The organism is Oceanisphaera profunda (assembly GCF_002157895.1).
In the GTDB taxonomy this organism is placed as follows: Bacteria; Pseudomonadota; Gammaproteobacteria; order Enterobacterales; family Aeromonadaceae; genus Oceanimonas; species Oceanimonas profunda.
In genome coordinates, this window is sequence record NZ_CP021377.1 from 42,796 (window position 1) to 69,472 (window position 26,677).

A 26,677-nucleotide genomic window follows, 5' to 3' on the forward strand; every position below is an offset into this window, starting at 1 on the left:
TATGGCGCATTTTATCGATAGACGACTAAATGGCCGCAACAAAAGCGCTGTCAACCGGCAGCGCTTTATCCGCCGCTACCAACAACAACTAAAAAAAGCGGTGTCAGATGCGGTGCTTAAACGCAGTATTCAGGACATAGATAACGGGGAGAGTGTGTCTATCCCAACCCGTGATATTTCTGAGCCTATCTTTCATCAAGGCAAGGGAGGCCTGAGGGAGCAGGTACACCCCGGCAACGACCAATTTATTGCCGGCGATAAAATCGACCGTCCCTTAGGTGGAGGGGGTGGCGGCAGTGGTAGCGGTGATGCCAGTAACCAAGGCGAAGGCCAAGACGACTTTCACTTTGATATCTCTAAAGACGAATACTTAGACTTGTTGTTCGATGGCCTTGAGCTACCCAATTTGGAGAAAAACAAGCTCAATAAGATCAGCGAAATGAAAACCTTTAGAGCTGGCTACTCCGCGGCAGGCGTACCGGCCAATATCAATATTGTACGTTCCTTGCGCCAATCGTTAGCGCGGCGCATGGCGCTGCAAGTGGGCAAGCGCAAAACCGTGGCCGAGTTGGAGCGAGAACTACTGGAGCTGGGTCGTTACCCCTCGCGCAATTTCGCACGTATTCAAGAACTAGAACTAGAGATTATCGAACTCAAACGGCGCATTGCCGCCGTGCCTTTTATTGATACCTTTGATTTGCGCTTTAATAACTTTGTACAGCGCCCGGTGCCCTCTACCCAAGCGGTGATGTTTTGCTTGATGGACGTTTCAGGCTCCATGGATCAAGCCACCAAAGACATGGCCAAGCGTTTTTACCTACTGCTGTATATGTTTTTAACCCGCACTTATAAAAATGTGGAGGTGGTGTTTATTCGCCACCACACTCAAGCCAAAGAAGTCGACGAGCAGGAATTCTTTTACTCACAAGAAACCGGCGGCACTATTGTGTCCAGCGCCTTGCGGTTGATGAAAGAAGTGATAGACGACCGCTACCCCCCGCAGCAATGGAATATTTATGCGGCCCAAGCCTCAGATGGCGATAACTGGGCCGACGATTCGCCCTTATGTAAGAAGCTGCTGGGTGACGAGTTACTGTCGATGCTGCGCTATTACGCTTATATCGAAATTACTAATCGGGCGCATCAAAGTTTATGGCAAGAATATGAAGTACTCGCTCAGGACTTCCCTAACTTTGCCATGGAGCATATTCGCACGGTCGATGATATCTACCCGGTATTTCGTGAACTCTTTAAAAAACAAGCGGTGAGAGGCGCCCATGACTGAAACCCTACGCCAAGTCCGTCCGCTCAGTGACGGCCCTGAATGGAGTTTTGAGTTACTCGAAGCCTATCATCAGGAAATTGCCCGCATTGCCAAAGGCTATCGCCTAAGCACTTATCCTAACCAAATTGAGATCATTACCGGTGAGCAAATGCTGGATGCGTATTCCAGTATCGGCATGCCCATCGGCTATCACCATTGGTCCTACGGTAAGAAGTTCATCCAAAGCGAACAAAACTACAAACGGGGCCAGATGGGGTTGGCCTATGAAATCGTCATCAACTCCAGCCCCTGCATTGCTTACTTAATGGAAGAGAACACCCTGCCGATGCAGGCATTGGTGATTGCCCATGCCTGTTACGGCCATAACTCATTTTTTAAGAACAATTATCTGTTTAAAGCGTGGACCGATGCCGAGTCCATTATCGACTACCTTTTGTTTGCTAAACACTACATCAGTGAATGCGAAGACAAACACGGTATCGCCCAAGTAGAGGCCATCCTCGACAGTTGCCATGCGTTAATGAACTATGGAGTAGACAGATACAAGCGCCCGCAACAGCTGTCATTAGCCGAAGAGCGCCGCCGCCAAAAATCCCGTGAAAGCTATTTGCAAACGCAGGTCAACGAGCTGTGGAAAACGCTACCCCGCTCCGACGACACCCAAGCCGAGCAAGCGCGCCGTTATCCGGCAGAGCCGGAAGAAAACTTGCTGTATTTCATTGAAAAGCATGCGCCGCTGCTCGAGCCTTGGCAGCGTGAGCTGGTGCGTATCGTGCGCAAGATCAGCCAGTATTTCTACCCACAAAAACAAACCCAAGTGATGAACGAAGGCTGGGCCACCTTCTGGCACTACACCATTACTCAGCATATGTATGACGAGGGCTTAGTCACCGACAGTTTTATGATGGAGGTGTTACACAACCACACCAATGTGGTGTATCAACCGCCCTATACCAGTCAGCACTATTCAGGCATTAATCCCTATGCACTGGGTTTTGCCATGTTTATGGACTTACGGCGCATTTGTGAGCAGCCCACAGAGGAAGATAAAGCTTGGTTTCCGGAGATAGCCGGCTCAGATTGGGTAACCACCCTACACTTTGCCATGGAGAACTTTAAGGACGAAAGCTTTATCAGTCAGTTTCTCTCGCCCAAGGTTATGCGCGACTTGCGTCTGTTTGCGGTGAGTGATGATGACACACGAAACTTTTTACAGATTTCTGCCATACACGATGAGCAAGGCTACCAACAGCTCCGGCAAAAGCTGTCTAACCAATATAACTTGGCCAATTTAGAGCCCAATATTCAGGTCTATAACGTGGAATTGAAAGGAGACCGCTCTTTAACCCTGCGCTACGTCGCGCACAACCGTATTCCGCTGTCTGACTCTAGTCACCAAGTGCTGAAGCACGTGCATCGCTTATGGGGGTTTGACGTGCTGTTAGAACAAGAAGTGGCTGACGGTAGCGCCACTATTATTGGCCGCTGCCCTAAGCGCGAGCTATAACCCTCGCTGATGTTCAATACCTAATGCCTCTGGTGTATCTGAATAACCATTAAAAAAGGTCGACCTAGTTACTAGGTCGACCTTTTGATGCGGCAACTGATATTAAGCGCTAAAGCTCTTATTAAAACTAGCTTGGCGACACAAAACCGACTGGCAACTGCGCGCGCATCTCTCCCCATAACAGGCCTGAGGCTTTACCGTATTCACGGACCAAGTCGACGATGTCGCTAACATTGCCCTCAGCGGCCAAATTCGATAATGCCTGATAATAATCAATCGCCAGTTGGCGCGCCGCAGGCGAGGCAAAGTAATAGCGCCCCACCCGACAATACAAGCCTTTAAAGCCGTTCAAAATCAGACCGTAAATGGGATTACCCGAGGCATAGGCCAACTTATGGTGCAGCTCATAATCAAAGGCGGCAAAAGCATCTGCATCATCGTTTAGCAAACTTAGGTCCGAAGCGGCGTGAGCCACCTGCTCGGGATTGTTTTTAACGGCAGCGCGAATAAAGATACAACTAATGTGGGTGCGCGCCGACAACAAATGTTCAATAAGCTCCGGCATTTTATCTTCATCAAGACGGGCCAATGTTTCGAGAATATTAAGGCTAGAGGTTTCCCAAAAATTATTGACCTTAGTGGGTTTGCCATGTTGTATGGTCAGCCAGCCATCACGCGCTAGGCGCTGTAACACCTCACGCAAGGTGGTGCGCGTTACGCCAATCAGCTCAGATAGTTCGCGCTCTGCAGGCAAAATAGAACCGGGCGCAAAATGGCTGTTCCAAATGGATTCTATGATATATTGCTCCGCAAAATTAGCGGGGCTATGGGCCTTAATAACACTGGTCTTACTCGCCGGTGTTTTTAGCGCCTTGGTTTTAGCTGCACGGGTGTTAATGATAGTGGCCGCCTTCATTACCATGGGCCCACTCAGCTTAGGGTGCATTCGCTGCATGAGCTGCATGGGTTATATGAGTTTTTGGCTTACGGCCATCACTAACCGCAAGTAAATGAATGACGTGATAATAACAGAGCTGACCAGTGCGCGACAAGCGTTCAACGGCCACCCTTTACCGCAGGCCTGCTGCATGATCAGCCCAGTTGGCCACCTTGTTTATCCGAAAGAGGCAATAATTGCGATGCAAAGATTATTCAGGTTTTCTCGCTCTCGTAGCGCGTGGGCTTTGCTCACCTTAGGCTCGGCCTTGTTGTTAGCCATAGCGCTGTTTTTTCAATACGGCTTAAAGATGGCGCCCTGTGTGATGTGTGTTTATCAAAGGGCAGCTTTGGTCGGTGTGATGTTAGCTGGCGCCTTAGGCTGGCTGGCACCCCGTCAGCCGCTACTCAGCAGCATGGCCTTACTGGGATGGCTAGCGGCGGCCAGCAAAGGCCTGTTGCTCGCTAAAGAACACATTCACTATCAATTTAATCCCTCGCCCTTTGCTAAGTGCACCACAGTAGCCGAGTTTCCGAGCTGGCTGCCACTGGAGCGCTTACTGCCCAGTGTATTCTTCCCCAGTGGTGATTGTGCAGATGTAAGCTGGAGCTGGTTAGGTTTAAGCATGCCGCAATGGCTGCTCGGGATATTTGCAGTACTCGCCGCCTTAGCGCTGTTGTTTATTGTGGTGCGGTTGGTGGGTGCTGTGAAGCGTGAGCGGCACTAGAGATTAAAGACTCAAGATTTTTGCAACGGAAGAACGCGGAACGCACGGAAAAATAGCGATTAAATCTGAAAAACGTCTATAGATAAAAATAAAGATGGCCGTTGTTTCGAAGATGCCTCTGTTTTACCTAAAGCGCATTCGCTACCTTTTAAACAACTAAAAAGCCGAACCCTAGGGTTCGGCTTTTTGCTGGCTGTGCAGTAGCTGGCGCGAGTAGTGAATCTTTTATCTCTACCCTTCACTCTTTACCCCTCACACCTCACACCTCACAAGTAGACTAACTCGCCCACATAATGATGTGCTCTTCCCAAGGACCCGCCTTAGACTCAGGCACTACCTTACCTCGTACCGATTGTCCGGCTTGGTGCATGGCGCTTTTAGAGCCGGTGCGCAGCGGATGCCAAGCAGGCAAAGACTGGCCTTCGGCGAGTAAGCGATAGGCGCAGGTAGAGGGCAGCCAAAAATAATCATCCAGCTTATCCCGCGTGATCTTTAAGCAGTCCGGCACTATGTCAAACCGGTTTTCGTAGTTACTGCACGCGCAGCTGTGGGTATTGAGTAGCTCACAGGACACATTGGTGTGGATCAGCTCATCCGTATCTTCATCAATCAGTTTATTGAGGCAGCATTTACCACAACCGTCACACAAGGCTTCCCATTCTTGATCCGACATTTCATCTAGGGTCTTGGTATGCCAAAAATTGCTTTGCATTATTTCATCCTGCTACGACTGCGTTAAAACGGTATTGGCCGTCAAGTTGCAGTTCAAGTGAATCTTGTGTCAGTAATTCGCCAACGCCCTTTGGGGTGCCGGTGAGCACGATATCGCCGGGGTTAAGAGTAAAACACTGGCTCATTTCGGCCAGTAATAACCCTACTGGCCACATTAAATCTCGGGTATTACCCATTTGGCGAAACTGACCATTTACCGCTAACGAAAACTCCAGCTCACTGAGGCGAGTGACGCAATCCGGCACCACAAAGGGGCTAATCGGACAACTGCCATCAAACGCCTTGGCCCGCTCCCAAGGGTGACCTTGAGCTTTTAAGTTATCTTGCACATCGCGCAGCGTTAAATCCAAGGCCAACCCCACCCCCACAATGCCCGCCAGCGCTTCGCCCTCGTCTGCATGACACAAACGCCGCCCAATCAAGAGTGCCACTTCCACTTCGTGGTGAATTGCACCCAATCCCTTGGGCAGCACTAAGGGTGCCGCTAAGTCCACTAAACTGCTGGCCGGTTTAATAAACAGCAGCGGCTCGCTAGGAATGGGATTATTGAGTTCAGTGGCATGATCTCGATAACTGCGCCCCACACACACCACTTTACCCACGCCGTAAGGCAGCGGTTGCCCTTGTAAGTCCAGATGTTGATACATGAGACGCTCCTCTTGGCGTGAAATAGTCTGCTATATTGAAGAGCCAAATATCAGCCTTCACTTAAATACGGCTATTTAAGGCTAACTGATATATTTATGACTATTGATATTTTAAGACTAATAAGTGACTTGTGCAGTGAATGGCTGGCTGAACAGCAGCATAAAACACAGCAGCCGAAGCCGCTGTATCATTATATGCTACTCTCGGTTTTGCGCTTGTTGCTCTTTAAATTGCTTAAGCAAATTTTCAGGCGGGGGTGGCAATTGCAGATAATAACCTTGCGTAATGAGCGCGGTGCGCACTTTACTCAAGTCTGCTTGCCCCAAATGAGTTTTAGTGGCCAAGTTAATGATCATGGTCAACTTAGGAGTGCCGAACGTCTGCATCAGGGGTGCAGGCACGCGAGTGAAGTCGTCGCGTCGTTCAACAAAAAGATAGGTTTCTGCCTTGATTAGGCTTTTATATACTACAGATAACATGGAAATTGCTATAATCCGTCGGCTTTATTGCCAGTAAGGTCGTCAAACTATAACATCAGCGCGACCAATAACAAAAAGGATTAGATCCTTGGGGGACAGCCGCTTATGGCGGAGCATGGTATTGAATTAAAAGGCAGCAGCTTTACGCTTTCTGTGGTGCACATAGCGGAACAGGATATCAATGAAGTAAAGCGGCTGTTGGCGGAAAAAATAGCCGTGGCACCGGCTTTTTTTCGAGCTGCACCTTTAGTCATTAATATTGAAAAGCTACTGCAGGCTCCTGACTTTACTGCATTGGCTAAGACGCTCAGAGAGCTCGACTTAGTGCCGGTGGGGATCACCGGCGCTAAAGATGATGCCACTCGGGCGGCGGCGCGTGCGGCCGGATTGGCGGTGATCAGCAGTGGTAAAGCCACGACTGTGGCCCCTGCGGCCGCTATCGAGCCCAAAGAGCCACCGGCCGAACTGCTCAATTTGCCTAACACTAAGGTGCATCGAGGACCGGTGCGTTCCGGTCAACAACTTTATGCTCCAAATGGCTCGCTGGTAGTACTGGGCTCGGTCAGTAATGGTGCCGAAGTTATCGCCGATGACAGTGTTCATATATACGGCCAATTGCGTGGTCGCGCCGTCGCTGGCGCCAAAGGCAATGAGTCGGCACGCATTTATTGCCAACAACTTATGGCAGAGTTGGTGTCGGTCGCAGGCCATTACCAGATAAGTGCAGGATTACAAGGTGAACACTGGGAACAGGCGGTCACTATTTCTTTGGTCGACGAGCAATTAACGTTCGACTTACTCTAATTTTACGATTTTAGGAAGCAAATATGGCTCGAATTATCGTTGTCACTTCAGGTAAAGGGGGCGTGGGTAAAACAACCTCCAGTGCGGCCATTGGTACCGGTTTAGCCGTGCTAGGTCACAAAACAGCCGTTATCGACTTCGATATCGGCCTACGTAACCTGGATTTAATCATGGGTTGTGAGCGTCGTGTGGTGTATGACTTTGTTAACGTCATCAACGGCGATGCCAACTTAAATCAGGCGTTGATCCGCGATAAACGCGTCGATAACCTCTATATCTTGCCCGCCTCACAAACGCGAGACAAAGACGCGCTCACCCGTGAAGGCGTGGGAAAAGTCTTGAAAGATATGGCGGACATGGGCTTTGAATACATTATTTGCGACTCACCAGCCGGCATTGAAACCGGTGCACTGATCGCTTTGTATTTTGCCGATGAAGCTATTATTACCACTAACCCAGAAGTGTCCTCAGTACGAGATTCTGATCGGGTACTGGGCATTTTGTCGTCTAAATCTTGGCGCGCAGAGCAAAATATGGATCCCATTAAGGAGCACCTGTTGCTGACCCGTTACTCGCCTGAGCGCGTAACTCGCGGTGATATGTTGGCGGTTCAAGACGTACAGGAAATTCTGGCCATTCCGCTGTTAGGTGTGATCCCTGAGTCACAAGCGGTATTAAAAGCTTCCAACGCCGGTGAGCCCGTGATCTTAGACGGAGAGTCAGATGCAGGTCTTGCTTATGCCGATGCCGTCGCTCGCCTGTTAGGCGAAGAACGTCCTTTCCGCTTCCTCGATGAAGAGAAAAAGGGATTTTTCAGCAGAATTTTTGGGAGTTAACGCATGTCTCTACTGGACTATTTCCGTTCACGAAAAAATCAAAATAGTGCTCAGCTTGCCAAAGAGCGCTTGCAGATCATAGTTGCGCACGAACGTAGCCAGCGGGATACACCGGATTATCTGCCGCAGATGCAACAAGATATTTTAGCGGTGATCCGTAAGTACGTGGATATAGAGATCGATCAGATCTCGGTACAACTGGATCAAAAAGGCGATAACTTGTCGGTGTTAGAGCTTAATATCATGTTCCCTGAGCCTGATGAAAAAGTGGTCGCTAAAACAGACTCCTGATCCCGCAGTGAGCTAATCACGCTTAATTAGTGTGTGCTAAAAGAGTCGGTTATAAAAAAGCGCCAAGCCCAACAGTCATCTGTTGGCCTTGGCGCTTTTTGCGTGGTGTGGGCGCTGATATTCATACATTGCACGAATGTAGTCGCGGCTTCAGCCGCAAAAACCTGCAGAGCAGGTTCTGACGCACAAATTCTTCCTTAACGATAATTAAGTTTGTGGCTACAGGAACAAAAATATCGCGTTGCGATATTGCGCAGCTAAAGCAGCGCCTTCAACAACCATTACTTAACATCACCTCACACAGTAAACTCACAACTGCCCTGCTAACAGCTCTCCGCGCCAGCCTTGCAATAAGATAGGTGTCATATCTTTATTTTCTTCTAAACGCCACTTCCAGCTTAGATACTGATGAATTAAGCGCTTTGAAGCGATCACATCGCTCGGGATCTCAGCCTGCTCGCCAGCCACATCAATCAAGCCCTTAATACGTTTTAACTCGGCTTTATAATCAGGAAAATCAATTAAACGCTGTACCGGCTCTGGCCACGATTGCGGACTGGCTAACGCCACTTGCACTAACTTGAGCAGCGTCTCCCCGTGACGGCGAATTTCCATCGGGTCTAAATCCAATCTGTTTAAATCTGCCAGCGTTAAGGGAGCCCGCTCCGCCACTCTAAACAGGTGCGCTTCTTTAACCACGAAGTTTACGGCCAAGTCACGACTGCGCGCCTCAGTCAGGCGCCATTGGCAAAGCTGCTGCAAAATAGCCAAGGCTTGGCGGTCTAGTGTCCAGGCATTTTTCATATCGAGATAAGCAAACTGTGGGTCGACACTTTCACTGCGTCGTTTTACGACTCGCTCACATTCTTGCTCAAACCACGCCATGAGACCTTTATTACTTAAGCGCTCCATTAACTGTTCATACACCGGAAGCAGGTAAATCACATCATCCGCTGCATAATTCAGTTGTGCGCTCGATAACGGGCGCGCCAGCCAATCGGTGCGCGAATGAGCTTTATCCAAATGCACATCGAGCAAGTTTTCTACCAAGGGCGCAAAACCAATTTGCGCACCTATGCCTAAGAACGCGGCGGCCAATTGCGTGTCATGAATATGCGCCGGCAAGCCGCCACTTTGATGCTGTAATAGCTCAAGGTCTTCGCCACCGGCATGCAACACACAAATACGCGCAGGATCTTGTAATAGCTGCCATAACGGCGATAAGTCAGGCACGATGACCGGATCAATCAAGACGGTTTGCTGGCCATCAAACAGTTGGTATAAACCAGGCTTAGCGAAAAAAGTGCGGGTGCGAATAAATTCCGTATCCAGCGCCAGCACGCGGGCATCGGTATTACAGAAGTCAGCGAGCGCTGGGGTATCGGTGATCAATGTATAAGTCATGAGTACTCGGTATAGGCGGTAATAAAAAACCCCGGTGGCCCGGGGTTTAAGCTCAAACCAAATGTAAGCTTAAGAGGCTTCGTCTCTGAGCTCGCGGCGCAGTATTTTACCGACGTTGGTTTTGGGCAATTCGTCCCGAAATTCTATCACTTTCGGCACCTTATAGGCAGTAAGATATTCCCGACAATGGGCGATCAAAGCTTTTTCATCCAGCTGAGTGCCGGGCTTAAGCACCACTACTAACTTAACTATCTCACCATGATCGGCTTGGGGCACACCCACGGCCGCGGCTTCTAATACACTCGGATGCTGCATGGCCACTTGTTCAATCTCGTTAGGAAACACATTAAATCCCGAGACCAAAATCATGTCTTTTTTGCGATCCACGATAGTAAAAAAGCCTTGCTCATCCATGGTGGCAATGTCACCGGTGCGCACCCAGCCCTCATGAAACGGACTGTCTGGATTATTGGCGTCTAGCGCTTCTGCCAGCCAATAGCCGCTCATCACCTGCGGGCCTTTTACTTCCATTTCGCCTGGGGTGTGCGTCAATGTAATTACTTGATCATTATCATCCACCAAACGCACATCGGTCGAACATACGGGCAGGCCAATAGAGCCGTTGTACCCTTCCATGTCGTAGGGACACACCGTCACCAAGGGCGAGCATTCGGTCAAACCGTAACCTTCCAACAAGCGACTACCGGTAATACTTTGCCAACGCTCAGCTACCACCCGTTGCACGGCCATGCCCCCGCCTATGGTCAGCTTCAAGCTACCAAAGTCGAGTTTTTGAAACTCATCATTGTTGATCAATACATTAAACAGCGTATTTACCCCGGTAATACAGCTAAAATCAAAGCCCTTTAGCTCGCGCACAAAACTGGGAATATCACGCGGGTTGGTGATCAATAAGTTATGAGCGCCGATGCGAAAGAACAACAGACCGTTCACCGTGAGCGCAAACACATGGTACAAGGGCAAAGCGGTGACCACTTTCTCTTCGCCAATACTCAACACCGGTTGATACACACCGAGCGCCTGCTCTACGTTGGCCAACATATTACGATGGCTTAACATGGCGCCTTTCGAGCGTCCCGTGGTGCCTCCGGTATATTGCAAGAACGCCAAGCTGTCGCCCTTAAGCTCGGGGCGTGTGTAGGATAAATTTTTACCCTCGCGCATCAACGTCTGATAATGAATGGCATTGGGCAGTGCATAGGCGGGGATCAGCTTCTTGATGTATTTCACTACCAAGTTGAGCACTGTCCCCTTCACTAAACCTAAGTGATCGCCCATGCGGGTTAAAATCACATTTTTTATCGGCGTATCCTGCAGCACTTCGGTCAAGGTATGGGCAAAGTTATCCACTATGACGATAGTGTCGGTTTGCGCATCCGCTAACTGATGCCTTAGCTCGCGTGCTGTATACAAGGGATTGACGTTGACTACCACTAACCCCGCGCGCAAAGCGCCAAATAAACACACCGGATATTGCAGTAAATTAGGCATCATTAAGGCGATGCGATCGCCCACTTTGAGCTGCAAACTGTTTTGCAAATAGGCGGCAAAGTCGCGGGATAAGGTATCTAGCTCTTGATAACTGAGGGTCTTACCAAAGTTGGTATAGGCAGGTGCATTGGCAAAATCCTTTACGCCTTGCTCAAACATATGCATTAACGAGCTAAATTTATCGGCGTCGATTTCTGCCGGCACATCTGCCGGATAACGATTCAACCAAGGTTTACCCGTGAATGGCATCGGCTGCGGGTCGGTTTGCATATGTTCCATATCATTCTCCCGGGACAGGACATAATGGTGATGGCAAAGATGAGCAGTAACGCATGCTGTCCTCATCTTAAAGTTAGTTAACAGGTCAATTTAAAACAGGGGCCAATTTAAAAACAAGTCGATTCGAACAAGGACCCATATAGAAAAGAGCGCATTTAAAATGCCTGCTTAAAGCTTTTACTCTAAAACTACTCATCTGACCACGATCAATTAACTAAAATGTAACACAAGTCTACTAATATCACGTAATTACCGCTCACGTTATTATCGGCTACATGGCTAGCGTCAGCCAAAGTGCGACAGACTATCGCCGCCTAAAGTGCCACAACCGAGTCCGACGTAGATTACTGCGCCGTCTATGCTTGCGATACTGTAAGCTGCGATGGTAGGGCCGCTGCACGTAAAATAAGAAGCAGGGGTTTTCTAAACGCTGCCTAATGTGAAATATGACCACTTGTGCTCCCTTAGCGGCCCGGCAGTTTTTGCCAGGTAACCTTGTCTCTCAAATATACCGGTAATGCGTCTGCCGCCGCCACGCCCAGCCCTTGCTGCCAGAGCTGTAGCGCCTGAGGCAACAGATCTTGCGCTTCAGGATACGGCAGTGCTGTGCACAGCTCACCCACCCGCGCCAACAGTTCTGGGTAAGTCACCAAGCCTGAGCCCACGCCTGTTGCCCAGTGCTTATCTGAATTGGCGGCCAGCCACTCACTGGGCATCACTACCTGCTCGGTGTCGGTACTGGTCATGACGCCATCACGCAGCGCAAAGCCGCCGATATAAATCTCACCCATGCGCGCATCTATGGCGGCTAATGCCGTTTTTGCCCCGCTCTTTGTATCACTATCTGCAGCAATCTCGCCGCCAAAGTCTCCACCACTCTCTCCACCACAGACACGATACGCGCCTTGGGCTAATGCTTGTAGATTAGACACACCCAGTAATGGCAAGTCGGCACCAAAGGCTAAGCCTTGGGCCACGCCTAAAGTAATGCGCACCCCAGTAAACGAGCCCGGTCCTCGACCGAAGGCCAAGGCGTCCAGCTGATTAAGGCTAAGCTCAGCTTCGGCTAATAACTCGGCCACCATGGGTAAAATTAAGTCCGTATGACCACGGGGCGCCACTTCATAACGGCTAAGTAACTGGCCGTCTTGCCACAGTGCTGCGGAACAGGCTTCAGTAGCGGTGTCGATCGCCAAAATACGGGTCATGCTATTGCTCCAGCGTTAATAAAAAGGTGTTGAGCTCGGCCAAGCTGCGGGTGCGCGGCATGGCCGGTAAACTATTGAGAAAGTCACCGCCGTAGGCGCGATTCACTAAGCGGTCGTCGGTAATGATCAGCACGCCTCTATCGCTGATATCGCGGATCAAGCGGCCCACGCCCTGCTTTAAGGTAATAATGGCTTTGGGTAATTGCACCTTGGCAAAGCCGTCTTCACCCCGGCGTTTGCAATCTTCAAGGCGCGCGCTCAGTTGCGGATCGTCTGGCGCACTAAAAGGCAGTTTATCGATAACCACACACTGCAAGGCTTGCCCGCGTACGTCTATGCCTTCCCAAAAGCTGCTGGTGGCCACCAATACCGCCCGCCCATCTTGGCTAAATTGCTCCAACAAGCGCACTTTATTGTCTTCACCTTGTACCAGTACCGTGCGATCCAGCTGCTCACGCAACACCAGCGCCACTTCATTCATGACTTTATAACTGGTACAGAGAAAAAAACTGCCTCCCGGCACTAAAGATAAGGTCTCCAGCAAGCTTGTCGCCAACAGTCGGCCGCGATTTGGCGCATTCGTGGCAGGTAAATAGCGTGGCACACAAAGCCGCGACTGCTGCTGGTAATCAAAGGGACTGTCCAGTTGCAGAGTACGACAATCATCCAGCCCCATATCGGCACAAAAGTGCGCAAAGCTGTCGCCAACCGCCAAGGTGGCCGAGGTGAAAATCCAGCTCACCGACTCTTTGGCCAGCTCTGCAGAAAAGCGCTTGGCCACCGACAAGGGCGTTTTATGAAAACTAATGTGTAAGCGAGTGCACTCATACCAGTAGGAATACCCGTCTTCTTGCACCCGCGTGACCGCCTCAAGCTGGGCACGCAAGCTCACCAGCCGCTCAAAGCCTTGGTCTAGCTGCTCGCCGCGACCCAGCGCCAGTTTAAAAACTTCATAGGCGAAGGTCAGGCTGTCGTTCAGGCGCAGCAAGGCCTGATTCACCTCAGGCTTGGCCAACATAGGTCGAAGCTGGCCGCGGGAGCTGTCATAACCAAAGGTTAAGCGTAAATCTTGCGCATGGCGCTCAATTTGATCCGCCGCCTTACTGATTTGCGCCATGTCTTTGGCTTCGACTTTTTGCGCCAAGCGCAAGTCTCGCGCCAGCTCCAACCATTGGCGGCTAGACTGACTCTGGCCGAAATACTGACCGGCAATGTCTGGCAGCTGATGGGCCTCATCCAGAATATAGGCCTCGGCATCGGGAATCAGCTGACCAAAACCGGTATCGCGCACCGCCATGTCGGCAAAAAATAAATGATGGTTTACTACCACCACCTGTGCGTCCATGGCCTTGGCTCGCGCTTTAACCAAGAAACAATCTTGATAATGGCCACATTCTCGGCCTAGGCAGTTATCGTTATTACTGGTCACCAGCGGCAACACATCACTGCGCTCAGCCAGCCCCGGAATATCGCCGATATCACCACTGTGGGTCATAGGCATAAAACGGCGTACCCGCTGTAAGTCAGCCAAGCCCTCCGGCGACAGGTGCGGCACGCTGTCGTTAAGTAAATTAAGGCGTTCAATGCAAATATAGTTAGCGCGCCCTTTCAGCAAAGCCACCGGATGATGATAATCCATGGCCTTCATTAAGGTCGGCAAGTCTCGATGAAACAGCTGTTCTTGCAGATTACGGGAGCCGGTACTTAAGATAACTTTCTTACCCGTGGCCAGCACGGGTGCCAAGTACGCAAAGGTTTTGCCGGTGCCGGTGCCCGCTTCCACAACCAGTGGCTGCTGGGTGTGCAGTGCTTGGGTGACAGCATCAGCCATGGCAATTTGCGCGGCGCGCGGCTGAAAACCGTCAATCGCCTGCACTAAGGGCCCCTCTTGGGTAAACAAGTCGGTAACAGGGTCCGCTGACAGCTCCGTAGCAGGAACCGTCAAATTAGTGCCGATAAGTGTGCTGTCATCATCCAAAACCGGTGAGTCTCATTAAGCAAAACGTCATGATAACAAAAGCCGTCACAAAAGCGTTAGCAAGACGCCGCCTAACTATTCCGTTTTTACCCCACCCGTGCGACACTCCTTCGGCTTTTTCGTGCTGCGGCGCTGCCGGCCTGGGCGGCTATGGAGTACAAAATGTAGTACAGCATCTATGTACAGACCCTATGCACTCAACCTAAATATATTCGAGGAATCATGATGTCTGAAACCAGTGGCCTGCTTCATGCCAGCGTTATTTTCCTGTTAACCGCCGTGTTAATGGTGCCGCTGGCCAAGCGACTCAAACTGGGCGCCGTGCTCGGCTATCTATTAGGCGGCGTATTAATCGGGCCCTCAGTATTGGGGCTGATCAGCCAGCCGGACAGCATCTCCCAGCTCTCTGAGCTCGGCGTGGTGATGTTGATGTTTATTATCGGCCTTGAGTTATCACCCCGCCGCTTATGGGTGATGCGCCGCGCGGTGTTTGGTGCCGGATTGGCGCAAGTATTAATCACTGGCCTGATTTTGGGCGCCATCGCTTGGCAAGGGTTTGGCCAAGGTTGGAAAACCGCACTCATCTTAGGCTTTGGTTTAGCGCTGTCCTCTACTGCCATGGGGTTACAACTCTTGGCCGAGCGCAAAGAAATGAGCAGCCCTCATGGGCGCCAAGCGTTCGCCATTTTATTATTTCAAGACATAGCCGCCATCCCGCTTATTGCCATAGTGCCCGCCCTTGGCACCGCGCAAGCCACCAGCTCTGGCGGCGGTGCCATGCATTTACTGCAAGTCGCCGCCAGCATAGGGTTAGTGGTGATCGGTGGCCGCTACTTATTGCGCCCAGTATTTCGCATCGTCGCCAAGACTGGCTTACAAGAAGTGTCGACAGCCACCGCTTTGTTAGTGGTGATGGGCACCGCCTACTTAATGGAATGGGCCCATGTGTCTATGGCGCTGGGCGCATTTTTAGCGGGCATGCTGTTGGCGGACTCGGAATATCGCCATGAATTAGAGTCACAGATTGAGCCCTTTAAAGGCTTATTACTGGGCTTATTTTTTATTGGCGTGGGCATGAGCGCCGACTTGAGCCTGCTGTTAGAATATCCACTGCTGATCATAGGCTTAGCGCTATTATTGCTGGCGCTAAAATTGCCTTTGTTAGCCTTAGTTGGGCGCCAAATCGGCAAGCTCGATGGCATGAGCGCTCTTAAATTAGGCCTATTACTGGCCGCCGGCGGTGAATTTGCCTTCGTATTATTTGGCCTCGCCGAAGATAACGGCCTGTTTGATAGCCAATTACACAGCATCTTGGTGTTAACCATCACACTGTCCATGGCGCTGACGCCGCTGATCTTATTGGCCTTAGCGAAAGTATTAACCCAAGCGCCCACCAGCCGCCCTGTGCCGCCGGAATATAACGAGGTGAGTGATAATCAGCCCCGCGCTGTGATCGTCGGCATGGGCCGCATGGGCCAAATTGTGGCGCGGGTATTGCGCGCCCAGCGCATTCCGTTCGTAGCCTTTGAAACCGAAGTGGACACAATTAGCATTACTCGAAAAATTGATGATATTGCTATTTTTTACGGCGATCCACTGCGCCCAGGTGTACTGCGCAGCGCCGGTGCCGAGCAGGCGGAGTTTTTTATTGTCGCCACTGATAACCCTGAGATTAACCTCAGCACCACCCATGCCATTCGCGAGCGTTATCCGCATATGAAAGTGATAGCGCGAGCGCGTAACCGCCAACACGTACATAAATTATGGGACTTAGGCGCCATGCCAGTACGGGAGACTTTTCATTCCAGCGTTGAAATGTGCCGGCGGGTGATGCAGGGCTTAGGTTTAAAAGAAGAACAAATTGAAGCGCGCTTAAATCGCTTTCGCGAGCACGATGAACAGCTACTAATAGAGCAGCATAAGATGTATGACGATGAAGCGGCGCTATTTCAAAGCGCGCGCCAAGCCCGTGCCGAATTAGAAACCTTGTTTGAAGCTGACCATCTTGAAAAAGCACCCAAAGTGCTGCAACAAGAAGCCAATACTGAGCGCGACAATAAACACTAGCGCCCCTGAGCTGTTCATTGCGAGCGCAGCGCAATGGCTATTTAGGGATTAGGGATTAGGGATTGGAGATTAACGCTCGAACCTTATTGTCAGTGGCTCTATTCCCTATTCCCCCGTCCCTAGTCCCGTTTATGTTCATGGATTGCCGCGCTGCGCTCGCAGTGACCAAGGTCCGCTGGTTACCGCGCGCCCTCACTCCCGTCTGTTTATTGGGTAAGCATATGCCCTGCTACGCCCAATACAAAGCCCAGCACCGCACCCATGGGCGGCGCCCAGTGTTTGTCGAGTACCGCTTGCGGGGCGATATCTTGAAACACCGAATATAAAATTCCCCCCGCAGCAAACAGCATAATCCCCGCCACTAACATGGGCGAGTCGGCCAGCCACACATAACCCGACAAGCCCGCCACCGGCCCTAACATGGCCATAACGGCAAAGGTAATGATGATGCGCTTGCCACTGTAACGCCCTGCAGCCTTAAGCTCACGATAGGCATTAAAACCCTCGGGCATATTTTGCAGCGCCATCAGTACCGCCAATAACAAGGCACTACCGATGCCGCCCAACGCCAAGGCCGCCCCCAGCGCCAGCGACTCCGGAATAAAATCCGACAACATGGCCGCCAATTGGCTAGCTGGTGTATTGAGCTTATACAGCAGCATATCCAGTGCCATAAAGGTCAGGCCGCCCGCACAAAAACACAGCACCGCGCTCCACAAGGATAAGTGTGCCGTGCCCTCTGGCACTAATACCAAGGCCACCGCCGACAGCAAAGCGCCACCGCCAAAGGCCGCGACTCCGTGGCGTAATTCATTTTCTAGCCAGTTTGGCCGCAAATGCTGATAGCTCCCAACAAAGGCCCCCAACGGCATGGCAAGGCCCGCCAACAAGGTTAACCCGATAATAATCCCTATCTCTAGCATGCCCATCTCCTTATGACTTTATAAATAGCACTTCTATGTGTAGTGTTCTGCGGTATAGCGCCCTAAAAAATATTACTCATTTGACGCTGATTATGCCGACTTACTAGGTCTAAAAACAGCATCTTAACAAGAGTGCCTAATAAACAAGTCGGTAATAGAAAGACTCTGTACTTAAGCTTGTCGCTGTTATGTGGTTTTGGGCAGATACGCACAGTGCCATTGTTGCCAGTTCGCTGTAATATAGCGGCTCGCGGGGTTATGAGGATGGACAGACGGATGAACATTAAGGAACAGCTTGGAGCACACATTGCCAAGCCGATTAAAAAGCGACTCGCTATGCTGGTCGCACCACTGCTGTTGGTCGCGCTCGCAGGCTGTGATGTCGTCGAGCCCAAGGCCAATATCGCGCTGGGTCCACAAAACAGTACCAGCCATCACGCCTCCCAACGCCTGTTAGCCGCGTATAACCTCACAGAAAACGACTTTAGTGCTCAAGAGGGCCGGTTTGAAGAAGCACTCAAGGGCATAGAAACGGGCAGCACAGATATTGCCATGGGCTTTTTTGGGCTACCGAGCCGTAATGTCGACAGCTTGCAGGCCGCCACCGGCGACCTCAAATTACTGAGTGTCTCCGACGCCGTGCTCGACGATTTTGAACAACACACCGGCTATCGCCGTTTTAGCATCCCTAAAGACAGCTACCTCTTTTTAGATAAAGACGTGCAAACGCTGGCCGCCTACGCGGTATTAATGGCCAATACCAATACGGTAAGTGACGAGTTGGCTTATCAGCTGGCCAAAGTGATGTATGAGCAAGGTAAGGCTATTCCGCATTCTCAAGCGCAATTCTTAACGCTCCCCCATGCGCTCGACGGCGCCGAGCAGCTGCGTATTCATCCGGGTGCCAAGCGCTTTTATGAAGAGCAAGGTTTAATCGTCAATCAGCCGGTGGCGGAGCTAAACCTGTCGCGCAATAAACGGGAGTTTATTTTGGGCTCCGGCAGTCAAGGCGGCACCTACTACCCACTGGGCGGCGAGCTAGCAACCCTCTGGAACAAAGATATTCCAAGCATTAACATCACCAGTGTAGCCACGGATGCATCGCTGGAAAATTTAAGCAGCTTGGCTGAGAACAAATTAGACTTGGCTATGACCGTCAACACCAGCGCCTTGGAAGCCCAAGCTGGCAAGGCGCAATTTGCCAATAGCAGCGTGAATAATGCAGCCTTTATTGGTCAGCTCTACCCAGAGGTGTTTCATATTATTACCCGCGCCAACAATCCGGTGTCGTCTTTTGCCGCTATTCACGCTAACCCGCTTAACGCGCAAGGGTTGTTAGCCACAGAAAGCACAGTGCAAAATGAGGTACAGAGCGGTGAATTGAAAAATAGTACCGAGCGCCAAGTGATCAAGTAAACGCCTGACTACACCGACCTGTAGAGGCCCTGTTTTAAGTAAATGGTAGCTGGCCGGTTTTGTGCAACAAAACATATAACCCAAAACACCAGCCTCTAGGGCAGCTGTGTGAAAGCCACCTGCTGCAGAGCAGAAGCACGCGCACAAAAAATGTTAAACGGGTAATGATATCGTTCATATCGAACCTATCAATAAAATCAGTGTTTCATGCTGGTTGGCTCTCGTTATAACAAGTAACAAACCAATAAGTGCTAATAGTGCAAAAGCACCGACTTTTGCGGTATTAGCTACCACGGCCGACCACTGGCGAGCAAAACAGCAGCCCCCCAACTTTATTGCTTTCTGGGGTTGGCAAAGCAGGCTCAGCTTGCTAATGTGAGCCCAGACCAATTAGCAAGACATAGGCCACACTCATTATGAACTTCCTGCACAATGCCAAGCATCACCATCATATTCCCGACTAGGCTTTCAGAATATTATTCTGGAAGGCCATACGCTTGGCGGCTTCCAGCAGGATCAATATATTAACCCTCGGAAGTTTTGCTCCGGGGGTTTTTTTCGTTTTTGATTGGCACTATTTACCACGACATTATTTTTTAACTTTATTTTTGACACTTAACGTGACCCACAAGGAAACCCGCATCATGACTTCGGATAACACTCGACTACGCATCGCGATTCAAAAATCAGGCCGTTTAAGCAAAGAATGTCAGCAGCTGCTTAAAGGTTGTGGCGTTAAACTTAACATTCGCGAGCAGCGTTTAATCGCTCATGCAGAAAACATGCCCGTCGACTTGTTATTAGTGCGCGATGACGATATTCCAGGTTTGGTGATGGACGGCGTCGTAGATTTGGGCGTAGTGGGCGAAAACGTATTAGAAGAAACCCTGATGGAACGCCAAGCCCAAGGCGAAGCCGCGGCATACAATGTGCTGAAGCGTTTAGACTTTGGCGGTTGCCGTTTATCTTTAGCGGTGGCGCAAGATGCCCCGTACACAAACGTGCAAAGTTTAGAAGGCAAGCGCATTGCAACTTCTTACCCTTGGTTATTAAAGCGTTTTATGGACAGCCACGGCGTGAAGTTTAAAAGCGTGATGCTCAACGGCTCGGTTGAAGTAGCCCCGCGCGCCGGTGTGGCCGACGCCATCTGTGACTTAGTGTCTACGGGTGCCACGTTAGAGGCCAATGGCTTGGTAGAAGCCGACGTGATTTTTCGCTCTAAGGCTGTGCTTATCCAAAGCGCCGTTGAATTATCTGCCGCCAAGCAAGCGGTGATCGACAAGTTACTGCCCCGTATTCAAGGTTTACAGCAAGCTCGCGAAAGCAAATACATCATGCTGCACGCGCCAAAAGACCGTTTAGAACAAGTGATCGATCTGCTGCCCGGTGCCGAGCGCCCCACTATCATGGCGCTGGCCGGTGAAAGTAACCAAGTGGCCATTCACGTGGTGAGCAGCGAAGACATGTTCTGGGAAACCATGGAAGGGCTTAAAGAGTTGGGCGCTTCGTCCATTTTGGTATTGCCCATCGAGAAGATGATGGAGTAAGCATGAAGATTCTGGATTGGAATACCTTAACTGACCTTGAGCAAGCCCAAGCACTGCGTCGCCCCGCGCTCGCTCAAGGTGGTCGTGAAGCACAAGTGGCGGACATTATTGCCAAGGTGCGCCAAGGCGGTGACGCAGCCCTGATTGAGCTGACGCGCACCCTTGATAAAGCCGAGCGTGACACGCTGCAATTAACCCAAGCTGAAATAGATGCGGCCTCCGAGCGGGTCAGTGACGAGCTCAAAGCCGCCATCGACTTGGCCATGGCCAATATTGAGACTTTTCACCGGGCGCAATTGCCGACCCCTATCGTGCAAGAAACCAGCCCAGGTGTGCATTGTGAGCTGCACTTTCAGCCGATAGAAAAAGTGGGCCTGTATGTGCCCGGCGGCACCGCACCCTTGGTATCTACGGTCATGATGTTGGCCATTCCCGCGCGTTTGGCCGGTTGTGAGCGCGTAGTCTTATGCTCACCGCCCCCGATTAATGATGCCATTATCTACACCGCTGGCCGCTGTGGCGTAGACGCCATCTACACCTTGGGCGGGGCGCAGGCAGTAGCGGCCATGGCCTATGGCAGTGAAACCATCACTAAAGTGGATAAGATTTTTGGCCCCGGCAATACCTGGGTCACCGAAGCCAAGCGCCAAGTATCTGGAGATGTGGACGGTGCGGCCATCGATATGCCCGCCGGCCCATCAGAAGTACTGGTGATTGCCGATGCCGATGCAGACGCAGACTTTGTGGCGGCAGATTTATTGTCACAGGCGGAGCACGGCACCGACTCCCAGGTGATCTTAGTCACGCCCTGCACCGCACTCGCCGATAAGGTGAATGTGGCGCTGGACCAGCAATTGGCTCAGCTGTCTCGCGCCGAGATTGCCCGCCAAGCGCTGCTGGAAAGCCGTACCTTTATTTGCAGTGATTTGGCGCAAGCGGTGCAGATTTCTAACACCTATGCCCCTGAGCACTTGATTGTACAAACCGCCGATTCGCGTGCGCTATTACCGCGCTTAAAAAATGCCGGCTCTATATTTTTAGGCGCCTGGACGCCAGAGTCGGTGGGCGATTACGCCAGTGGCACCAACCACACCTTGCCGACCTACGGTTATTCGCGCACCTATTCGAGTTTAGGTCTGGCGGATTATCAGCGTCGCTTTACCGTACAAGAATTGACCCCTGCCGGCCTGCGCGCCATAGGTCCAGCGGTAGAATTACTGGCGGCCACAGAAACCTTGGATGCCCATAAAAATGCGGTAAGCCTGCGGCTTGCCAAGCTAGAGAAACAAACGGTGGAGAAGCAAGCATGAGCCAGACGGATGTAGACTCAGGTATTAGCCAGTTGGCCCGCCGCCAAGTGCGCGCACTCACGCCTTATCAGTCGGCGCGGCGCATTGGCGGCCAAGGCCACATTTGGCTCAACGCCAATGAAGCGGCAGACAGCGGCGAGTATGCCCTTGATTGCTCACGCCTTAATCGCTACCCCGAATGCCAGCCACCGCAAGTAGTGAATGCTTATGCGGCCTATGCCAGTGTGGCTCCAGAGCAGTTGCTAGTGACTCGTGGCGGCGATGAAGGCATCGAATTATTGATCCGCACCTTTTGTGAGCCGGGCCAAGACAGCATCTTATTGTGCTCGCCCACTTACGGCATGTATGCCATCAGTGCGCAAACCAATGACGTGGCCATTATTGACGTGCCTTTGAGCGCCGAGCGCCAGCCCGACTTTGATGCCATTATTGCCAAGCTTAATCAGGTCAAAATCGTGTTCTTGTGCTCGCCCAATAACCCCACCGGGGACTTGGTCGACCAAGCGGGTTTGTGTCGCTTGCTGACTGCCGCTAAAAATCGCGCACTGGTCGTCGTGGATGAGGCTTATATCGAGTTTTGCCCCGAGTTTAGCCAAGCCAGTTTACTGGCCGACTATCCCGAGTTGGTGATCATCCGCACGCTGTCTAAGGCTTTTGGTCTGGCAGGCCTGCGCTGTGGCTTTACCTTGGCACACCCGCACGTGATTGAGCTGCTATTAAAAGTGATCCCGCCCTACCCCATTCCAGAGCCAGTGGCGCAAATTGCCGCTCAGGCATTAACGGAGTCAGGCTTGGCCACCATGCGCAATCGGGTAGCAGAAGTGAACAGCTTAAAGCTTGAGCTGGCTGGACAGCTCAGCAAACACTCAGACGTAAAAGAAGTGTTTGCCCCTAACGGTAACTATTTATTAGTGCGTTTTAGCAATGGCGCGGCGTTATTTTCACGCATGGCCAAGGCCGGTATTATATTACGCGACTTCGCCAGCAGACCCGGACTTGCGGACTGCATTCGGATCACCATCGGTACACAAACCGAGATGGACGCGGTACTCAACGTACTGCAACAGGAGCAATAAGTGACTAAGGAACGTATTTTATTCATCGACCGCGATGGCACCATGGTAGAAGAGCCCGCCGTCGACAAACAATTAGACCGTCTCGATAAGCTGGCGTTTTTACCCGGCGTGATCCCAGCCTTGCTCAAACTGCAAGACGCAGGCTACAAGCTGGTGATGGTTACTAACCAAGATGGCTTAGGCACTGACAGCTTCCCACAAGCGGACTTTGATGCACCTCATAACTTGATGATGCAAATCTTGAACTCCCAAGGCGTGCAGTTTCAAGACACCTTAGTCTGCCCGCATTTTCAAGAAGACGATTGCGCATGCCGCAAGCCACGCTTAGGCTTAGTCAAAGATTACCTGCAAGCCGGTCGCATCGACTTTACCGACTCTTGGGTAATTGGCGATCGCCACACCGACATTCAGCTGGCCGAAAACATGGGCCTGCCGAGCTTTCATTACGGTCATGCGGACGCCAATGGCGTGATCATCGGCTGGAATGAAATCGTGAGCAGCCTGTTAAGCCGTGGCCGCAAAGCCGCCGTGACTCGTACCACCAAAGAAACCGACATTCGCTTGTCACTGGACTTAGACACCCAAGGCGGCAGCCAGATCAATACCGGCTTAAATTTCTTCGACCATATGCTGGATCAAATTGCCACTCACGGCGGTTTTCAGCTTAACGTACAAGTAGATGGCGACTTACACATTGACGATCACCACACGGTGGAAGACACGGCACTGGCCATGGGCGAAGCCCTGCGCAAGGCGCTCGGCAACAAACGCGGCATCGGCCGCTTTGGTTTTGTGCTGCCCATGGACGAGTGTGAAGCGGCAGTGACGCTCGACTTATCCGGTCGCCCTTATATGTCGTTTGACGGTAAGTTTAACCAAGACCGCGTCGGCGATATGTCGGTAGAAATGGTGCCGCACTTCTTCCGCTCATTAAGCGACAGCTTAGCCTGCAACATTCACCTTAAAGTGACCGGTGAAAACACCCATCACATGGTGGAAAGTACCTTTAAGAGCTTTGGCCGCGCTCTGCGCCAAGCACTCAAGGTGGAGGGTAACGAATTGCCTTCCAGCAAGGGGGTTCTTTGAGCGAAACCACTATCAGCCAATCAGGCAATAAAGAAAGCATCAAGGTCGCGATTATTGACACCGGTTGTGCCAATTTATCATCGGTGCGTTACGCCATTGAGCGTTTAGGTTATAGCGTGACCGTGAGCCGTGATCATGCCGTATTATTGGCAGCCGACAAGCTGCTGCTACCTGGCGTGGGCACCGCAAGTGAGGCCATGAAAAACCTAAAAGAGCGCAATTTGGTGGAGTTAATCAGCCAGTTGCACCAGCCGGTATTAGGCATTTGCTTAGGCATGCAAATGCTGGTTAATCATTCCGCTGAAGGTGGTGTGGACTGTTTAGGGTTGGTGGATGCCGAGTGTCAGCATATGGAAGCCTCCGACGGCGTGCGCTTGCCCCACATGGGTTGGAATCAAATTACTCCCATGGCGGATCATCCGCTGTTTAAAGATATTCCCGATGGCAGCTATTTTTATTTTGTGCACTCCTATGCGGTGCCGGTGGGCGAGCACACCCTTGCTACCAGCCAACATGGCGTGAACTTTAGCGCCGCCATTAGCAATGCTAATTTCTTTGGCGTGCAATTTCACCCAGAGCGCTCGGGTGCGGCCGGTGCACAATTACTGAAAAATTTCTTGGAGCTGTAAAATATGATCATTCCTGCCATTGATTTAATTAATGGAAAAGTCGTGCGCTTGTATCAGGGCGACTATGAGCAAAAAACCCAATATTCAGCTTCGGCTCAAGAGCGCTTTGACCTCTACGTAGCCGAAGGCGCGACCCAGCTGCACTTGGTGGATCTGGACGGCGCTAAAGACAGCAGCCAGCGCCAGCTTGATATCATTAAGCAATTGGTGATTAACACCCCAGTACCGGTGCAAATTGGTGGCGGTATTCGCACCGAGCAAGACGTAAAAGACTTGCTCGACATTGGCGTGCAAAGAGTGGTGATTGGCTCTACTGCGGTTAAAAACCCAGAAATGGTGGTGGGTTGGATCAAGCAATACGGCCCTGAGCGCATCGTGCTGGCGCTAGACATTAACATTACGCCGGAAGGCGAAAAGAAAATTGCCATCGCTGGTTGGCAAGAAGACAGCGGCATCACCATAGAAGCACTGCTTGAGCATTATTTGCCGGCGGGCTTGTGCCATGTATTGTGTACCGATATTTCGAAAGACGGCACGCTCACCGGTTCAAACGTGGCGTTATACCGTGAGTTAGCGGCGCGCTACCCCACTATTTTATGGCAGGCGTCCGGTGGCATCGGCAATATCGATGACATTAAAGCCCTGACTAATACCGGTGTGGCTGGCGTGATCTTGGGTCGCTCTTTGCTGGAAGGTAAATTTAACGTGGCCGAAGCCATCGCCTGTTGGCAAGAGGCTTAATTAATGCTGGCAGACTGACGAGCATATGCGTCACGCTTAAGCAGCATCAATAACCGTCACACAATAAAAGCAGAGAAATCAGCACATTAAAGCGCTGACCATCTGCTTTTTTTATTCATTACAGCTTTGCTATTTATTACTGCTTTATTATTTATTACAAAGGTTAGGCTAGCAATTATATACGCCCACGGCACAGCGTCTGACCGTTCTGCGCGCCACGCCGGCCACGCTAACCGGCGTTAGCGGCCTGCCCACCCGAGCTTCAGCCGAGGAAATAACACTCGACATACCCGGTATCGACAACTGAGCACCCATTTCAATGCCTAACACGGCAACCAGTGCTATCGCGGCCATCAGGCCAATACGTTTTAGCTTTTTCATTCGGCTGCTCCTTTACGGTGAGTGAAATTTTCTGGCAAATCATTGGCGTCAGACAGCTTATCTAACTCCACCAAGGTGGCGTCAGTGCTGTTTTTAAATGAGTAATCACGCGCAACTACCGCGTCACCGGTTTTCCAATTGCGGGTTTGCACGCTGTATTGCGGGCCATTCTCTACCTGCTTTGAGGTAATGATATAACGGCAAGGATAAGGTGTGTCACCTTGAGCAATCCAAATTTGCCAGTCGACCTCATCGGTGCGAAACGCCAGTGAATTACATTCCACCCCACCAATAACACCGCTACCCAGATCTTTTATATCCGTCACGTTTTCTAACAGCACTTCTGATGCGTTAGTCAGCAGCAAGTCTGCGGCGGGCATAGGCACTTGATACACATTTTTGAGTTGGTCGATAAGCGTGTCTGTATCACCGTCTATTTCAACTTGTGCGTATTTATTAGCATTTTTACCCAGTACGCTCAGTGTTTTACCATCAAAATTCATTTCTACGTTCGCAAAGCCGCCCATTCGTGTGGCGTAAAGGTTATTAGGGCGTGTGAGTGTCACCTCGCCAGAACTCGCAATGCCAAGGATCTGATTATCATGGGTGACCACGTCCAACGTAGAGTCATAGTCAAAGGAGTAAGCTTGTTGAGCATCGAGATAGTCGGCCATGGCCTTAAGTAACTGTTTGGCATCGTTTTCATCGGCAACCGTTAGCGATGAACCCACGACAAAAAACAGCGCTAAGCTGCCAGTCACGATTCTGCTACCGGTTGAGTGAGGAGGTTTGGTCGATAGTTTCAGCATAGAGTGTCGCCTTTGTCGGAGCCGTAAGCAGGGATGCTTGCGATTCAAGTGTAGTCATGACTGTA

General features: G+C 51.0%; 25 protein-coding genes and 1 other annotated feature. Of the genes, 14 read left to right on the top strand and 11 right to left on the bottom strand.

Annotated features, from left to right (window positions below):
• Nucleotide 1 precedes the first annotated feature (1 nt).
• Together CBP31_RS00225 and CBP31_RS00230 are read left to right on the top strand one after the other, a co-directional pair.
• Nucleotides 2–1,285, top strand: a complete 1,284-nt coding sequence (locus CBP31_RS00225; protein WP_087034332.1) for a YeaH/YhbH family protein — start codon at nucleotides 2–4, stop codon at nucleotides 1,283–1,285.
• Nucleotides 1,278–2,792: a SpoVR family protein gene (locus CBP31_RS00230; RefSeq protein ID WP_087034333.1), complete on the top strand. Its 1,515-nt coding sequence runs from the start codon at nucleotides 1,278–1,280 to the stop codon at nucleotides 2,790–2,792. The genes CBP31_RS00225 and CBP31_RS00230 overlap by 8 nt, the downstream gene beginning before the upstream one ends.
• A gap of 127 nt (nucleotides 2,793–2,919) precedes the next feature.
• Here the strand turns inward: CBP31_RS00230 and fadR are convergent, their stop codons facing one another.
• A complete protein-coding gene (gene fadR / locus CBP31_RS00235; protein ID WP_227875068.1) occupies nucleotides 2,920–3,747 on the bottom strand; it encodes a fatty acid metabolism transcriptional regulator FadR in 828 nt (275 codons plus the stop codon).
• A gap of 184 nt (nucleotides 3,748–3,931) precedes the next feature.
• On the opposite strand from fadR, the gene dsbB reads away from it, so the two are divergent.
• Entirely contained in the window at nucleotides 3,932–4,456 is a 525-nt protein-coding gene (dsbB, locus tag CBP31_RS00240) for a disulfide bond formation protein DsbB (protein WP_087034334.1), read from the top strand.
• Between the two features lie 277 nt (nucleotides 4,457–4,733).
• Here the strand turns inward: dsbB and CBP31_RS00245 are convergent, their stop codons facing one another.
• The 3 genes from CBP31_RS00245 to CBP31_RS00255 form a co-directional block, all read right to left on the bottom strand.
• A complete protein-coding gene (locus tag CBP31_RS00245) occupies nucleotides 4,734–5,168 on the bottom strand; it encodes a YcgN family cysteine cluster protein (protein WP_087034335.1) in 435 nt (144 codons plus the stop codon).
• A gap of 4 nt (nucleotides 5,169–5,172) precedes the next feature.
• Entirely contained in the window at nucleotides 5,173–5,835 is a 663-nt protein-coding gene (locus CBP31_RS00250; RefSeq protein WP_087034336.1) for a fumarylacetoacetate hydrolase family protein, read from the bottom strand.
• Nucleotides 5,836–6,033: 198 nt separating this feature from the next.
• On the bottom strand, nucleotides 6,034–6,315 hold the full coding sequence (locus tag CBP31_RS00255) for a YcgL domain-containing protein (RefSeq protein WP_087034337.1): 282 nt from the start codon (nucleotides 6,313–6,315) through the stop codon (nucleotides 6,034–6,036).
• Between the two features lie 105 nt (nucleotides 6,316–6,420).
• Between CBP31_RS00255 and minC the strand changes: the two genes are divergently transcribed.
• The 3 genes from minC to minE are packed head-to-tail and all read left to right on the top strand — an operon-like array spanning nucleotide 6,421 to nucleotide 8,246.
• The gene (gene minC / locus CBP31_RS00260; protein ID WP_087034338.1) at nucleotides 6,421–7,119 is read left to right on the top strand and encodes a septum site-determining protein MinC; all 699 of its coding nucleotides are present in this window, start codon (nucleotides 6,421–6,423) and stop codon (nucleotides 7,117–7,119) included.
• 23 nt (nucleotides 7,120–7,142) lie between these two features.
• Complete coding sequence (gene minD, locus CBP31_RS00265) at nucleotides 7,143–7,955, top strand: septum site-determining protein MinD (RefSeq protein ID WP_087034339.1); 813 nt, start codon at nucleotides 7,143–7,145, stop codon at nucleotides 7,953–7,955.
• Between the two features lie 3 nt (nucleotides 7,956–7,958).
• Nucleotides 7,959–8,246 (top strand): cell division topological specificity factor MinE, encoded by a 288-nt coding sequence (minE, locus tag CBP31_RS00270; RefSeq protein WP_087034340.1) that lies wholly within the window; start codon nucleotides 7,959–7,961, stop codon nucleotides 8,244–8,246.
• Nucleotides 8,247–8,555: 309 nt separating this feature from the next.
• Here the strand turns inward: minE and rnd are convergent, their stop codons facing one another.
• From rnd to CBP31_RS00290, 4 genes are all read right to left on the bottom strand, one after another.
• Nucleotides 8,556–9,650 carry a ribonuclease D gene (gene rnd, locus CBP31_RS00275; RefSeq protein WP_087034341.1) on the bottom strand — a complete coding sequence of 365 codons (1,095 nt, stop codon included), beginning with the start codon at nucleotides 9,648–9,650 and terminating at the stop codon, nucleotides 8,556–8,558.
• 69 nt (nucleotides 9,651–9,719) lie between these two features.
• Nucleotides 9,720–11,441 carry a long-chain-fatty-acid--CoA ligase FadD gene (fadD, locus tag CBP31_RS00280; protein ID WP_322348429.1) on the bottom strand — a complete coding sequence of 574 codons (1,722 nt, stop codon included), beginning with the start codon at nucleotides 11,439–11,441 and terminating at the stop codon, nucleotides 9,720–9,722.
• 464 nt (nucleotides 11,442–11,905) lie between these two features.
• The gene (gene tsaB, locus CBP31_RS00285) at nucleotides 11,906–12,649 is read right to left on the bottom strand and encodes a tRNA (adenosine(37)-N6)-threonylcarbamoyltransferase complex dimerization subunit type 1 TsaB (protein ID WP_087034342.1); all 744 of its coding nucleotides are present in this window, start codon (nucleotides 12,647–12,649) and stop codon (nucleotides 11,906–11,908) included.
• 1 nt (nucleotide 12,650) lies between these two features.
• Nucleotides 12,651–14,573 carry an ATP-dependent DNA helicase gene (locus CBP31_RS00290; protein WP_407668802.1) on the bottom strand — a complete coding sequence of 641 codons (1,923 nt, stop codon included), beginning with the start codon at nucleotides 14,571–14,573 and terminating at the stop codon, nucleotides 12,651–12,653.
• A gap of 276 nt (nucleotides 14,574–14,849) precedes the next feature.
• Between CBP31_RS00290 and CBP31_RS00295 the strand changes: the two genes are divergently transcribed.
• Nucleotides 14,850–16,694 carry a monovalent cation:proton antiporter-2 (CPA2) family protein gene (locus CBP31_RS00295; protein ID WP_322348430.1) on the top strand — a complete coding sequence of 615 codons (1,845 nt, stop codon included), beginning with the start codon at nucleotides 14,850–14,852 and terminating at the stop codon, nucleotides 16,692–16,694.
• Between the two features lie 206 nt (nucleotides 16,695–16,900).
• On the opposite strand, the gene CBP31_RS00300 is transcribed toward CBP31_RS00295, so the two are convergent.
• The gene (locus CBP31_RS00300) at nucleotides 16,901–17,617 is read right to left on the bottom strand and encodes a ZIP family metal transporter (protein ID WP_087034344.1); all 717 of its coding nucleotides are present in this window, start codon (nucleotides 17,615–17,617) and stop codon (nucleotides 16,901–16,903) included.
• Nucleotides 17,618–17,893: 276 nt separating this feature from the next.
• Here CBP31_RS00300 and CBP31_RS00305 point away from each other — a divergent pair, with 276 nt between their 5' ends.
• From CBP31_RS00305 to hisA, 7 genes are all read left to right on the top strand, one after another.
• Nucleotides 17,894–19,033 (top strand): TAXI family TRAP transporter solute-binding subunit, encoded by a 1,140-nt coding sequence (locus CBP31_RS00305; protein WP_161492495.1) that lies wholly within the window; start codon nucleotides 17,894–17,896, stop codon nucleotides 19,031–19,033.
• Between the two features lie 439 nt (nucleotides 19,034–19,472).
• Nucleotides 19,473–19,590, top strand: a sequence feature (His leader region).
• 87 nt (nucleotides 19,591–19,677) lie between these two features.
• Entirely contained in the window at nucleotides 19,678–20,580 is a 903-nt protein-coding gene (gene hisG, locus CBP31_RS00310) for an ATP phosphoribosyltransferase (protein ID WP_087034346.1), read from the top strand.
• 2 nt (nucleotides 20,581–20,582) lie between these two features.
• A complete protein-coding gene (hisD, locus tag CBP31_RS00315) occupies nucleotides 20,583–21,890 on the top strand; it encodes a histidinol dehydrogenase (protein ID WP_087034347.1) in 1,308 nt (435 codons plus the stop codon).
• On the top strand, nucleotides 21,887–22,966 hold the full coding sequence (gene hisC / locus CBP31_RS00320) for a histidinol-phosphate transaminase (protein ID WP_087034348.1): 1,080 nt from the start codon (nucleotides 21,887–21,889) through the stop codon (nucleotides 22,964–22,966). Before hisD ends, hisC begins: the two co-directional genes overlap by 4 nt.
• Entirely contained in the window at nucleotides 22,967–24,052 is a 1,086-nt protein-coding gene (gene hisB, locus CBP31_RS00325) for a bifunctional histidinol-phosphatase/imidazoleglycerol-phosphate dehydratase HisB (protein ID WP_087034349.1), read from the top strand.
• Between the two features lie 38 nt (nucleotides 24,053–24,090).
• Nucleotides 24,091–24,681: an imidazole glycerol phosphate synthase subunit HisH gene (gene hisH, locus CBP31_RS00330; protein WP_087038542.1), complete on the top strand. Its 591-nt coding sequence runs from the start codon at nucleotides 24,091–24,093 to the stop codon at nucleotides 24,679–24,681.
• A 3-nt stretch (nucleotides 24,682–24,684) separates the two neighbouring features.
• The gene (gene hisA, locus CBP31_RS00335) at nucleotides 24,685–25,422 is read left to right on the top strand and encodes a 1-(5-phosphoribosyl)-5-[(5-phosphoribosylamino)methylideneamino]imidazole-4-carboxamide isomerase (protein ID WP_087034350.1); all 738 of its coding nucleotides are present in this window, start codon (nucleotides 24,685–24,687) and stop codon (nucleotides 25,420–25,422) included.
• Nucleotides 25,423–25,590: 168 nt separating this feature from the next.
• On the opposite strand, the gene CBP31_RS00340 is transcribed toward hisA, so the two are convergent.
• Nucleotides 25,591–25,803 (bottom strand): hypothetical protein, encoded by a 213-nt coding sequence (locus tag CBP31_RS00340; protein ID WP_087034351.1) that lies wholly within the window; start codon nucleotides 25,801–25,803, stop codon nucleotides 25,591–25,593.
• On the bottom strand, nucleotides 25,800–26,612 hold the full coding sequence (locus CBP31_RS00345; RefSeq protein WP_087034352.1) for a DUF2092 domain-containing protein: 813 nt from the start codon (nucleotides 26,610–26,612) through the stop codon (nucleotides 25,800–25,802). Before CBP31_RS00345 ends, CBP31_RS00340 begins: the two co-directional genes overlap by 4 nt.
• Nucleotides 26,613–26,677: the final 65 nt, after the last annotated feature.

Coding starts and splice junctions, on each gene's coding strand:
- hisD (WP_087034347.1), top strand. CDS start 20,583: ATGAAGATTCTGGATTGGAATACCTTAACTGACCTTGAGCAAGCCCAA.
- minD (WP_087034339.1), top strand. CDS start 7,143: ATGGCTCGAATTATCGTTGTCACTTCAGGTAAAGGGGGCGTGGGTAAA.
- CBP31_RS00255 (WP_087034337.1), bottom strand. CDS start 6,315: ATGTTATCTGTAGTATATAAAAGCCTAATCAAGGCAGAAACCTATCTT.
- CBP31_RS00225 (WP_087034332.1), top strand. CDS start 2: ATGGCGCATTTTATCGATAGACGACTAAATGGCCGCAACAAAAGCGCT.
- hisG (WP_087034346.1), top strand. CDS start 19,678: ATGACTTCGGATAACACTCGACTACGCATCGCGATTCAAAAATCAGGC.
- hisC (WP_087034348.1), top strand. CDS start 21,887: ATGAGCCAGACGGATGTAGACTCAGGTATTAGCCAGTTGGCCCGCCGC.
- fadR (WP_227875068.1), bottom strand. CDS start 3,747: ATGCAGCGAATGCACCCTAAGCTGAGTGGGCCCATGGTAATGAAGGCG.
- CBP31_RS00305 (WP_161492495.1), top strand. CDS start 17,894: ATGAACATTAAGGAACAGCTTGGAGCACACATTGCCAAGCCGATTAAA.
- rnd (WP_087034341.1), bottom strand. CDS start 9,650: ATGACTTATACATTGATCACCGATACCCCAGCGCTCGCTGACTTCTGT.
- CBP31_RS00345 (WP_087034352.1), bottom strand. CDS start 26,612: ATGCTGAAACTATCGACCAAACCTCCTCACTCAACCGGTAGCAGAATC.
- CBP31_RS00250 (WP_087034336.1), bottom strand. CDS start 5,835: ATGTATCAACATCTGGACTTACAAGGGCAACCGCTGCCTTACGGCGTG.
- CBP31_RS00300 (WP_087034344.1), bottom strand. CDS start 17,617: ATGCTAGAGATAGGGATTATTATCGGGTTAACCTTGTTGGCGGGCCTT.
- minC (WP_087034338.1), top strand. CDS start 6,421: ATGGCGGAGCATGGTATTGAATTAAAAGGCAGCAGCTTTACGCTTTCT.
- minE (WP_087034340.1), top strand. CDS start 7,959: ATGTCTCTACTGGACTATTTCCGTTCACGAAAAAATCAAAATAGTGCT.
- CBP31_RS00340 (WP_087034351.1), bottom strand. CDS start 25,803: ATGAAAAAGCTAAAACGTATTGGCCTGATGGCCGCGATAGCACTGGTT.
- tsaB (WP_087034342.1), bottom strand. CDS start 12,649: ATGACCCGTATTTTGGCGATCGACACCGCTACTGAAGCCTGTTCCGCA.
- CBP31_RS00230 (WP_087034333.1), top strand. CDS start 1,278: ATGACTGAAACCCTACGCCAAGTCCGTCCGCTCAGTGACGGCCCTGAA.
- hisA (WP_087034350.1), top strand. CDS start 24,685: ATGATCATTCCTGCCATTGATTTAATTAATGGAAAAGTCGTGCGCTTG.
- CBP31_RS00295 (WP_322348430.1), top strand. CDS start 14,850: ATGATGTCTGAAACCAGTGGCCTGCTTCATGCCAGCGTTATTTTCCTG.
- fadD (WP_322348429.1), bottom strand. CDS start 11,441: ATGGAACATATGCAAACCGACCCGCAGCCGATGCCATTCACGGGTAAA.
- CBP31_RS00245 (WP_087034335.1), bottom strand. CDS start 5,168: ATGCAAAGCAATTTTTGGCATACCAAGACCCTAGATGAAATGTCGGAT.
- dsbB (WP_087034334.1), top strand. CDS start 3,932: ATGCAAAGATTATTCAGGTTTTCTCGCTCTCGTAGCGCGTGGGCTTTG.